General features: G+C 37.7%; 8 protein-coding genes. All 8 read right to left on the bottom strand.

From position 1 onward, the window contains the following. Window positions 1-76: 76 nt before the first annotated feature. Complete coding sequence (locus BFA01S_RS11385; RefSeq protein WP_066230108.1) at window positions 77-988, bottom strand: diacylglycerol kinase; 912 nt, start codon at window positions 986-988, stop codon at window positions 77-79. A gap of 285 nt (window positions 989-1,273) precedes the next feature. Then, the gene (gene gatB / locus BFA01S_RS11380) at window positions 1,274-2,704 is read right to left on the bottom strand and encodes an Asp-tRNA(Asn)/Glu-tRNA(Gln) amidotransferase subunit GatB (RefSeq protein ID WP_066230103.1); all 1,431 of its coding nucleotides are present in this window, start codon (window positions 2,702-2,704) and stop codon (window positions 1,274-1,276) included. Window positions 2,705-2,717: 13 nt separating this feature from the next. Continuing rightward, complete coding sequence (gene gatA / locus BFA01S_RS11375; RefSeq protein ID WP_066230100.1) at window positions 2,718-4,175, bottom strand: Asp-tRNA(Asn)/Glu-tRNA(Gln) amidotransferase subunit GatA; 1,458 nt, start codon at window positions 4,173-4,175, stop codon at window positions 2,718-2,720. A gap of 14 nt (window positions 4,176-4,189) precedes the next feature. After that, complete coding sequence (gene gatC, locus BFA01S_RS11370) at window positions 4,190-4,480, bottom strand: Asp-tRNA(Asn)/Glu-tRNA(Gln) amidotransferase subunit GatC (RefSeq protein WP_066230097.1); 291 nt, start codon at window positions 4,478-4,480, stop codon at window positions 4,190-4,192. Window positions 4,481-4,696: 216 nt separating this feature from the next. Beyond that, window positions 4,697-6,169, bottom strand: a complete 1,473-nt coding sequence (gene putP, locus BFA01S_RS11365; RefSeq protein ID WP_066230094.1) for a sodium/proline symporter PutP — start codon at window positions 6,167-6,169, stop codon at window positions 4,697-4,699. A gap of 408 nt (window positions 6,170-6,577) precedes the next feature. Further along, window positions 6,578-8,125 (bottom strand): L-glutamate gamma-semialdehyde dehydrogenase, encoded by a 1,548-nt coding sequence (pruA, locus tag BFA01S_RS11360; protein WP_066230091.1) that lies wholly within the window; start codon window positions 8,123-8,125, stop codon window positions 6,578-6,580. Window positions 8,126-8,226: 101 nt separating this feature from the next. Continuing rightward, on the bottom strand, window positions 8,227-9,423 hold the full coding sequence (locus BFA01S_RS11355; RefSeq protein ID WP_066230089.1) for a CamS family sex pheromone protein: 1,197 nt from the start codon (window positions 9,421-9,423) through the stop codon (window positions 8,227-8,229). Between the two features lie 14 nt (window positions 9,424-9,437). Beyond that, window positions 9,438-11,438 (bottom strand): NAD-dependent DNA ligase LigA, encoded by a 2,001-nt coding sequence (gene ligA, locus BFA01S_RS11350; RefSeq protein ID WP_066230087.1) that lies wholly within the window; start codon window positions 11,436-11,438, stop codon window positions 9,438-9,440. Between the last annotated feature and the right edge of the window lie 2 nt (window positions 11,439-11,440).

Raw genomic sequence — 11,440 nt, 5'->3', positions numbered from 1 at the left:
GGATTTCCATGACGGGGCCTTTCAGCAGGATGTCCCAAAAGGGTTGCTTTTTACCCTTTTGGGACATCCTTAAGTTCTAGTCGTCCATTTGTTCTGCCTTTGCTTTAGACGTTATGATTTCAATATGCCTGTACAGATTGACAAATTCTCCTGGGAGCAAGCCGCCGTATTCACCGTCCAAATTCAATTGCATCTTATCTTTATTTGCTACTTTTACCCGGTTTGCTTTCGTATAAATAATTGTCTCATCATTTATATGTTCACCCCGTAAGGCTTGAGATGCTACACGAATAAATTCCGCAAGATTTGTTTTCTTTAAAATTAATAAATCAAACATTCCATCATTTAATTTTGAATCTGGCGCAAGTTTTTCAAAACCGCCGACTGAATTTGTTAAGGAAACGAGAAATAACATAATTTCTCCTTGAAACAGCTTTCCATCATATTCAATTTCCACCTCAGCCGGACGTATGGATGGAAGCATTTCCATTCCCTTTAAATAATAAGCGAGCTGACCCAGCATTGTCTTCAGCTTACTCGGCACCTCGTAAGTTAACTCTGTTAAACGTCCACCACCGGCTATATTTATAAAATATTGACCATTCACACGGCCGATATCTATCGCCTTCGGTACTCCGTTAATAACGGTATCAACCGCTCCCAATACATCATTTAAAGGTATTCCAATCGCACGGGCAAAATCATTTGTCGTTCCAACCGGTATAACAGCCAGCTTTGGACGGAACTCTAAATCCGCAAGTCCATTCACTACTTCATTTATCGTCCCATCGCCGCCAGCAGCAACGATTAAATCAAAGCCTCGTTCACCAGCAATTTTAGCAGCCTTTATTGCATCACCTTCACATGTCGTTGCATGACAAGATGTTTCATAGCCTGCTTGTTCAAATTTTTGTAAAACCTCTGGTAAAGATTTTTTAAAAACCTCTCTTCCAGACGTTGGATTATAAATAATTCTCGCTTTTTTCATTCCCCATCATCCTGCTATCTAGAATGTATTTAAAAACATTGTTAACAAGCTTAAATTATACTATTGTTCTGAAGAAACTGAAAGAAAATAAGTCATCGTTACTTAATTTATCCAAAACTAGAGAAATTAAACTAATGAGCACTTGAATTAATCAACCATTTAGCAAGGTTAATTACAGATATTCACTAATTACATAGAGAAAAATCAATCCGGACTTACTCTATATTTTAACAATATTAAAAAGACATGCCCACTAATAAGCCGGCATGTCCTCTTTATCTTTCATTATCTCTTCTTAAGTTCTTCCATTAATAATTTATTTACCATCTGCGGATTTGCTTGTCCTTTAGATGCTTTCATAATTTGTCCAACTAAGAAGCCGATTGCTTTTTGTTTACCGTTTTTAAAGTCATCAACTGATTGCGGGTTTGCATCAATTGCTTCTGTTACCATTGCAAGAAGTGCTCCCTCGTCAGAAATTTGGACAAGTCCTTTTTCCTTAACGATTGTCTCAGCGTCACCGCCGTTTTCAATCAGTTCTTTAAATACTTGTTTTGCGATTTTTGAAGAGATTGTTCCGTCTTCGATCAGCTTAATCATTCCTGCTAATCCTTCAGCTGTAAGCGCAACATCTGCAAGCTCTTTTCCTTCTGCATTTAAATAGGCTGAAACTTCACCCATGATCCAGTTTGAAGCTTGTTTCGCATCAGCGCCAGCTTTAATTGTTGCTTCAAAGAAATCAGATATTTCTTTCGTAATTGTAAGCACTTGTGCATCATATGCAGGTAATCCAAGCTCTTCCACATAACGTTTTCTTCTTGCATCAGGCAGCTCAGGAATAGAAGCACGGATGCGCTCTTTCCATTCATCATCAATATGAATATCAACAAGATCCGGTTCCGGGAAGTAGCGGTAATCATCTGATCCTTCTTTTACACGCATTAAAATAGTCGTTTTTGTTGCTTCATCATAACGGCGTGTTTCCTGATCAATTACTCCGCCTGCAAGTAATACTTCTTCTTGACGCTCTTGTTCATATTCAAGACCTTTTTGAACGAAAGCAAAAGAGTTTAAATTCTTTAATTCTGTTTTCGTACCAAATTCTTCTTGACCGACTGGACGAAGAGAAATATTCGCATCACAACGAAGAGATCCTTCTTCCATTTTACAGTCAGACACACCTGTATATTGAATAATTGATTTTAATTTTTCAAGGTATGCATATGCTTCTTCCGGTGTACGGATATCTGGCTCAGAAACGATCTCAACGAGCGGAGTACCTTGACGGTTATAATCACATAGAGAGTAGCCGTAATTTGTATGAGTTAATTTACCAGCATCTTCTTCCATATGGATACGAGTAATACCGATACGCTTCGTTTCACCGTTCACTTCAATATCAATCCAGCCATTCTCACCGATTGGCTTATCAAATTGTGAAATTTGATATGCTTTCGGATTATCCGGATAAAAATAGTTCTTACGGTCAAACTTTGTAACAGGTGCAATTTCACAGTTTAATGCCATTGCAGCTTTCATTGCAAAGTTTACTGCTTCTTTATTAACAACCGGTAAAACACCAGGATATCCCAGCTCTACTACAGTCGTATTCGCATTCGGCGCTGATCCAAATTGGTTCGGTGCGCTCGAAAAGATTTTTGAATTTGTTTTTAATTCTACGTGGACTTCAAGTCCAATTACCGTTTCAAATTTCATTTTTTCTCACCCCTTACAATTCAGGTTTCGCTTTATGATGTTCAGTTGCTTGCTCATAAGCATGTGCAACTCGGTAAACAGTGCTTTCATCAAAATGTTTACCAATAATTTGTAAACCTAATGGCAGACCATTTGCAAATCCACATGGAATTGAAATAGCTGGAACTCCTGCTAAGTTTACTGGAATTGTTAAAATATCATTTGCATACATTGTTAATGGATCACTGATGTTTTCACCAATTTTAAATGCTGGTGTTGGTGCTGTCGGCCCAATAATAACATCGTATTTTTCTAAAACATCATCAAAATCTTTTTTAATTAATGTACGAACTTTTTGAGCTTTTTTATAATAAGCATCATAGTAACCAGAGCTAAGTGCAAATGTTCCAAGCATAATACGGCGTTTTACCTCATCACCGAAGCCTTCCGCACGAGTTTGTTTATACAGCTCAATTAAATTTTCTGCATTGTCAGTTCTGTAACCGTAACGGATACCATCGAATCTTGAAAGGTTCGCAGATGCTTCTGAAGAAGAAAGTAAATAGTAAGTAGCAAGTGCATATTTAGAGTGAGGAAGTGACACTTCTTCCCATGTTGCCCCAAGTCCTTCTAATACTTTCAGTGCATCTAGTACAGATTGCTTCGCTTCTTCGCCAACGCCTTCTCCTAAATATTCTTTCGGAACAGCGATTTTTAAACCTTTAACATCACCTGTTAATGCAGAAAGGAAATCAGGTACATCTACATTTGCTGATGTGGAATCCATTTCATCAAGACCTGAAATTGCTTGAAGAATATAAGCATTGTCCTCAACATGTCTTGTGATTGGTCCGATATGGTCAAATGACGATGCAAATGCAACAAGACCGAAACGCGATACGCGTCCGTATGTCGGTTTTAAGCCGACAACCCCACAGTAAGATGCAGGCTGACGGATTGAGCCACCTGTGTCGGAACCTAATGAAAATGGTACTTCTCCCGCTGCAACAGCTGCTGCTGAACCACCGCTTGATCCGCCTGGTACACGGTCAAGATCCCATGGATTTTTTACTGTTTTGAATGCAGAGTTTTCACTTGAAGAACCCATCGCAAATTCATCCATATTTAATTTTCCGATTGTAACAGCTTCTGCCTCTTTAAGATGCTGCATAACTGTCGCATCGTAAATCGGATCAAAGTTTTCTAACATTTTACTCGCACAAGTTGTACGAAGATCTTTCGTTACAATATTATCTTTTATCCCGATTGGCATTCCAAAAAGAAGACCAAATTCATTTCGATTATCTAATGCCTCGTCCAATTCTTTAGCATAAGCACGTGCATTTTCCTCATTTAATGTTAGAAATGCCCCGACTTTATCATCTACTGCTTGAATTCTTTTGTATGATTCATCAACTAAATCTGTAACAGAAATTTCTTTTTTATGTAATAAAGATTTTAATTCTGATAATTTATGATCAAATAATGACAAACTTTTTCCCTCCCTTATTCAATAATCGACGGCACACGAATATAGCCATCCTCATGGTCTGGTGCGTTTTTAACAACCTCTTCAACTGGCAGTCCTTCTTTAGCCACGTCTTCTCTTAATACATTTTTCATATTAAGAACATGTGAAGTCGGCTCAACATTTTCTGTATCTAGTTCATTTAACTCTTCAGCAAATGCGATAATAGCATCTAACTGTTCAGTAAATTTCTTTGTTTCTTCATCAGTAATTGCTAATCTTGCTAAATTTGCTACGTGTTTTACTTGCTCCTCTGAAATACGAGACATTCTTTTCCACCTCCATAATTCGTACACTCACAATACTCTGATAATATCAAAATTTGTAGTAATAAAGCAACAATTCCACAGATTTCAAAAAGGATTTCAAAATAAAAAAATTTCAGCAGAGGCTTCCCTGGCCTCCGCTGATACAATTAGCCTGAAACTCTTTCAGAACAGGATACATTACTTTCACATTTCTACAAGTGAATCTATTGAAATTTCTTAAGATTTTTCCAAAATTGATTTAACTTTGTCAAATTCATTTTGAACTTCCTCTGAAGGCTCTTTTCCTAATAAACTTACAACAATAATTGCAATCCATGCAAATACAAATCCTGGTGCCAATTCATACATTTCGAAAATACCGCCCTCAAGGTTTGACCAGACAATAACAGTAATTGTTCCAACAATCATTCCTGCTAAAGCACCATTTCTTGTCATACGTTTCCAAAACAAACTTAAGATTACGAGCGGACCAAAGGCAGCTCCGAAACCGGCCCAAGCATAGCTTACTAGTTCAAGAACTTTACTATCCCTATCGTAGCCTAGGAAAATAGCAATGATCGCAATAGTGAGACATGCAATTCTGCCAACTATCATTTCTTCCTTTTGACTGGCCTTTCTTCTGAAAAGCTGTTTATAAAAGTCTTGTGCTAATGCACTTGAAGCAACAATTAATTGAGAATCCACCGTACTCATAATTGCTGCAAGAATGGCTGCGAGTAAGAATCCTGATACCCAGGGGTTAAACAGCACCTGTGAAAGCATAATAAAAACTGTTTCAGAATTTTCAAGAGGGGCATCAGCAAAATAAGCAATTCCTGTAAAGCCGATAAAAATAGCACCAAATAAGGAAATAATCATCCACGTTATCCCAATGAATCGTGCTTTTGGAATTTCTTTGGTCGATTTAATCCCCATAAAACGAACAATAATATGCGGCTGACCAAAATATCCAAGGCCCCAAGCAAGCAGCGAAACGATTCCTATAAATGTTGCACCTGTTGTTATATCTAAATAAGATGGATCAATATTTCCGATTTTTTGAATTGTTGCTCCCCAACCGCCAAGTTCATATATAACAGCGATTGGTATAATAATTAAAGCTAAAAGCATTAAAATCCCTTGAACAAAGTCGGTCCAGCTTGCAGCTAAGAATCCACCAAAAAGAGTGTATGAAAGGATAACTGCACAGCCAACCCATAACGCTAATCTATAGTCCATAGAAAAAGCATTTTCTAAAAGAATTGCACCGCCTACAAGACTCGAAGAAGTATAAAATGTAAAAAACACAAGAACAACAAGGGCAGAAACGACACGTAAAATATTCGAATTATCACGGAAACGATTTTCAAAATAATCCGGTACAGTAATGGAGTCCTTTGCTACTTCTGTATAGACTCTAAGCGGTTTAGCTACAAACTGCCAATTCAAATATGCACCAATCGATAAACCAATCGCGATCCACATACCGCCCATTCCGCTAAGATACATAGCACCTGGCAGACCAAGCATTAGCCATCCGCTCATATCAGATGCTCCGGCGCTTAAAGCCGCAACTCCTGCACCTAAACGTCTTCCACCTAATACATAATCATTTAGATTACTCGTCATTTTAGTTGCAATTACACCTATTATCAGCATCCCTATCAAATAAATTATAATTGCTGTTAACTGTGCTATATTAATATCCATTTTTATTTATCCACTCCTTTTTTCGATATAGTAGGTAACAATTGATAATAAGATTAGCGATGGCATTGGTATCAAGAGCCAGCACCAAGTTGCAGCAGTTAAACTGAAATCCATATGATCACCCCCTAACATCACCTTTACAAAATCCTTATGCAAGGACATACGATTTCATGATGAAGCAAATGATTTTCCGGCACTCTCCGTACCTTGCCAGCAGCGTGTCCCATCATAACAAAGTCTATAAAATTAAACATTCAGATAAATATATTGGATTTGTATATTCATTCACTTAATCGATAGATACATAACCAAAAATAGTAAAATTTACATACAAATTCATAAAATTAAGTTCGAAAATTTTATATAAAAAAAGATGCCCCTATTAAATTTGAGCATCTTTTTAACAACTTAAAACATTTCAGATATTGTCTTTGCTTGCATATGAAGAAGCAAATAATCAGGTCCTCCTGCTTTTGAATCTGTTCCAGACATATTAAAGCCGCCAAATGGATGATAACCGACGATGGCACCTGTACAGCCACGGTTAAAATATAAATTTCCAACATGGAAATCATCTTGAGCACATTCAATATGTTTTCTATTATTAGATAGAACTGCACCTGTTAAACCATAATCTGTATTATTCGCTATTTGAATAGCATGATCAAAGCTTTTTGCTTTACAAAACGCAACAACCGGGCCAAAAATCTCTTCTTTCATAAGACGCGCATTTTCATCAACATCTGCAAAAATAGTAGGCTCGATAAAATAACCTTCCATATCGTCCCCCTTGCCGCCAGCGACAAGTTTTCCTTCTTTTTTCCCTATCTCTATATAACTCGTAATCTTATCGTATGCAGCCTGATCGATGACTGGTCCCATAAAGTACGATTGATCAGCCGTATTACCGACTGTTAAATTTTTCGTTATTTCTATTACTCTTGCTAACACTTCATCATATACATCTTCTAATACAACTGCACGTGAACATGCAGAGCATTTTTGTCCAGAAAATCCGAATGCCGAAGAAACGATCGATCTTGCAGCTAGTTCTAAATCACAATCTGAATCAACAATGATCGTATCTTTTCCACCCATTTCCGCAATAACACGCTTTAGCCATATTTGACCGTCATGAACTTTTGCTGCACGTTCGTATATTCGGACACCTACATCACGAGAACCGGTAAAACTGATAAATCTCGTTCTTGGATGATCAACTAGATAATCTCCAATTTCACTGCCGCTCCCAGGAATATAATTAACAACACCCGCAGGAAGACCCGCTTCTTCTAAAACTTCTATAAATTTTGCTGCAACGACTGGTGTCGTACTAGCCGGCTTTAATAGAACCGTGTTCCCGCTCACAACAGCTGCTGCTGTCATACCAGCCATAATAGCGAAAGGAAAATTCCACGGAGAAATAATAACACCGACACCTAGCGGAATATAACGAAAACGATTATGCTCAATCGGCCGGCTTTCAACCTTCACTCCATCTTTTACAGCTAACATTTGCCGGCCGTAGTATTCCATAAAATCAATTGCCTCGGCTGTATCAGCATCAGCCTCATTCCACGGTTTTCCTGCCTCTTTTACGAGCAATGCTGAAAACTCATGTTTTCTTCGCCGGACAATCGCCGCAGAACGGAATAAAATATCAGAACGCATCTCCGGATCTGTCTTACGCCATGTTTGAAATGTTTCATCCGCGCTTTTCATTGCCTTCTCTGCAAGTTCCACTGTTGCTTTCGATACTGTTCCAATTATTTCGTCATGATTTGCCGGGTTTACAGAGACAATCTTATCCTTTGTAGAAATACGCTCACCATTAATAACTAAATCGTAATCATTACCTAAATAAGATTGAACATATCGTAAGCTTTCTGTAAATAATCTTCTATTCTCTTCTTCAGAAAAATTAGTAAACGGCTCATGCTTATATTGAATAACCATCCGCGTTCGCCTCCCTTAATCTTTCAAAAATGAAAACTAGCATCTCTCTGTTCCCTCTTTATGTATACGAAAAAAAGGCATATGATATGCCCTTCTTTCCGTTAATTATAAATATGAACAGTTGGTTTTTCATCATCTGGACTAAGAAGAATAAGTGCTTCCTGACCATTTGAAGAAGAAATATTAACTTCTAACTCTATATATTTCGGGAAGTAATTAGTTACCTTATCTTTAATAAATTGTGTAAAAGCAATGACTTCTGCTTTTCCGTAAAACTGCATTGGAATTTCAATTTTCAATGTTTGTAATTCATCATTTTTATAAAATGCTTTTCCGATTACACCAGTATAATTCGGAAAAAACTCATCAATATCTGCTTTAAAACGATTGAATGTCGTTGCATCATCACGATTAGTTTTCGTTGCTGCCTCAGATGGGAAGAAAACATGTTGTTCATTAATACTTTCCCATTTCCCAATGCTGTCACCTTTTACAACTGTTTTAGAAATGAAGTTTCCAGGAACGATCGATGACTCTCCTTCCTGCTGATAAAGTGCAATAACGATTGGCACCTTTTCTAATCCTTTCATTGATCTTACACGTGATAAAACTTCGCTGGCAATTTCTTTTCCCTTTTCCTCTATTTCTTTTTTTGTGATGTTATATTCTCTCGGATAACCATGTTCTTCATTATAATAATGAACAGAATTTAATGCGAGACCGATAACAACTCCGCCAAGCTCAACTGTGTTGTCACCTTTTCGAACGAGATAATTATGTTCTAGCATATGTGCAAGATAAATTGGGCTTTTCTCATTATTTTCCTTAGCTGTACCCCCTGTAGCAGCAGGAGGATTTAACCCTAGGTTTTTAACTGGTTTTTTATCCTTTTTATCTTTTGCAGCTTTTTGAGCCTCTTCGAATTCCTCAGGAGTAAGCTTTCTTTTTAACCAGGCTTTTACCGTATCTTCCTCTAAATATTGGCCCTCCTGGTATAAGTAATCATCTGAAATCGGAAAAGTTTCTTGAGCAACTCTCATTAAACCTGTTTCAAATTCATCAATATCGAGTCTAGTATTTAATCTCTCCGTTATTAGCCCTCTTGCTTTGCCAGGCTTAAACGGCAAAATCATTTTATAGTAAGAATCAGAAATACTATCTTTCGGTATAATCGCTTTCTCTTCTGAATTATTAGTTGTCTCTTGAACAATTTCCTGTTGACCGCCGCCGCCAAAATTCGGTGCACAAGCTGTTAATGAGAAACAGCTTATAAACAATATAATGAAAAATTTTTTCAAATTAGGTCACACCTTTATTTATTTAATTCATTAACTAATCTTTCCTCGTCCCATACTTCAATGTTTAATTGCTCTGCTTTCGCCAGCTTGCTGCCAGCCGCTTCCCCTGCAATAACTAAATCTGTGCTTTTACTGACACTTCCAGTTACCTTCCCGCCGAGTGACTCTATTTTTTCCTTTGCTTCATTTCTTGGAAGCTGTTCTAGTTTACCTGTTAAAACAATTGTTTTCCCAGCAAAATAAGAATCACTTTCTTCCGCTTGTAGAAGTTTTGGTCCATTATAGTTCATATTAACGCCTAGCTCTTCTAATTCAGTAACTAATTTTATTACATCTGGATTATCAAAATATGTAACGATCGCATCAGCCATCTTATCACCGAATTCATTTACAGCGGTAATTTCATCTTTTGTGACCGTTTTTATTCTATCCATCGTTTCAAACTGCTGTGCTAACGTTCTTGCCGCTTTTGCACCAACATGACGAATACCTAATCCAAATAATAATCGTTCAAGTGAATTGCTTTTTGAATTTTCAATTGACTTTAAAAGATTATCAGTCGATCTTTCTCCCATTCGCTCAAGCTGTAATAGTTCATCCCTTTTTAAACGGTATAAGTCTGCAGCATTTTTTATTAGTCCTTCTTGGAAGAGCTGATTAATAACCCTCTCACCTAAACCGTCAATATTCATTGCGTTTCTTGAAACGAAATGAATTAATCCTTCCACAATTTGTGCGGGACATTCCGGATTAATGCAGCGAAGGGCAACTTCTCCTTCAAGGCGAACTAGTTCGCTTTCACAAGCAGGGCAATGTGTAGGCATAAGGAACTCGGCCTCTTCACCTGTTCGTCTCTCTACTAATACGTTAACAACTTCCGGGATAATATCACCAGCTTTTTTAATAACAACATAATCACCGAGCTTAATGTCCTTCTCACGAATTAAGTCTTCATTATGAAGAGATGCACGCTGAACAGTCGTTCCTGCCACACGGACCGGTTCTAAAATTGCTGTAGGTGTAATAACTCCTGTCCGTCCAACACTTAGCTCAATCGCAAGTAATTTTGTGACAACTTCCTCTGCAGGCAGCTTATATGCAACTGCCCATCTAGGACTTTTCGCTGTAAACCCAAGCTCATCCTGCTGGTCTAAGGAATTTACCTTAATCACGATTCCATCAATATCATACTCAAATGATGCACGTCTCTCCTGCAGCTTTTGGATAAGTTCAATTACTTCCTCTATATTACGGCATGTTCTGCGCTCTTTATTTGTTTTAAATCCTAATTCTTCAAGCAAGTCTAAGCTTTCACTCTGTGTTGCTACTCCTGTTTCACCAATGTCTGCAATACTATAGACGAAAATAGAAAGATTTCGTTTCGCTACAATTTTCGGATCAAGCTGTCTGAGAGAACCAGCAGCAGCATTTCTAGGATTGGCGAATAGCGGTTCCTCGTTTTGAAGCCTTAGCTCGTTCAGCTTTTCAAATGATTTTTTCGGCATGAATGCTTCCCCGCGGACTTCAAATGAGATATCCCGCTTTAAACGAAGCGGAATAGAATGGATTGTTTTTAAATTTTCTGTTATATCCTCTCCAGTTGTGCCATCTCCTCTTGTTGACCCTTGAACGAATACACCATTTTCATAACGGAGTGAAACTGCAAGCCCATCAATTTTAAGTTCCACGACATATTCTATATTATCGCCGACACCTTGTCTCACACGGCGGTCGAAATCTCTTAAATCCTGATCATTAAAAGCATTTCCTAAACTTAACATTGGAGTAGTGTGTTCTACCTTTTTAAAACCTTCTAAAATAGTGCCCCCGACACGCTGTGTAGGCGAATCAGGGAATTTAAGTTCCGGATGCTCCTGTTCTAAAGCAATAAGCTCTCTCATCAATCGGTCGTATTCTGCATCGGGAACACTTGGATTGTCCAGTACATGATATTCATAATTATACGTATTAATAAGATCACGCAGCTCTTTAGCGCGTTGTTCTAATATGTTCATAT

Source organism: Metabacillus fastidiosus NBRC 101226, from assembly GCF_001591625.1.
Taxonomy (GTDB): domain Bacteria; phylum Bacillota; class Bacilli; order Bacillales; family Bacillaceae; genus Metabacillus; species Metabacillus fastidiosus.
Note: the sequence above shows the minus strand (reverse complement) of the source record. Positions and strands in the feature narration are given on the sequence as shown.

What these genes read in the sequence shown, in the direction of transcription:
- BFA01S_RS11385 (WP_066230108.1), bottom strand. Translation starts at nt 988, where the DNA reads ATGAAAAAAGCGAGAATTATTTATAATCCAACGTCTGGAAGAGAGGTT.
- gatB (WP_066230103.1), bottom strand. Translation starts at nt 2,704, where the DNA reads ATGAAATTTGAAACGGTAATTGGACTTGAAGTCCACGTAGAATTAAAA.
- gatC (WP_066230097.1), bottom strand. Translation starts at nt 4,480, where the DNA reads ATGTCTCGTATTTCAGAGGAGCAAGTAAAACACGTAGCAAATTTAGCA.
- putP (WP_066230094.1), bottom strand. Translation starts at nt 6,169, where the DNA reads ATGGATATTAATATAGCACAGTTAACAGCAATTATAATTTATTTGATA.
- pruA (WP_066230091.1), bottom strand. Translation starts at nt 8,125, where the DNA reads ATGGTTATTCAATATAAGCATGAGCCGTTTACTAATTTTTCTGAAGAA.
- ligA (WP_066230087.1), bottom strand. Translation starts at nt 11,438, where the DNA reads ATGAACATATTAGAACAACGCGCTAAAGAGCTGCGTGATCTTATTAAT.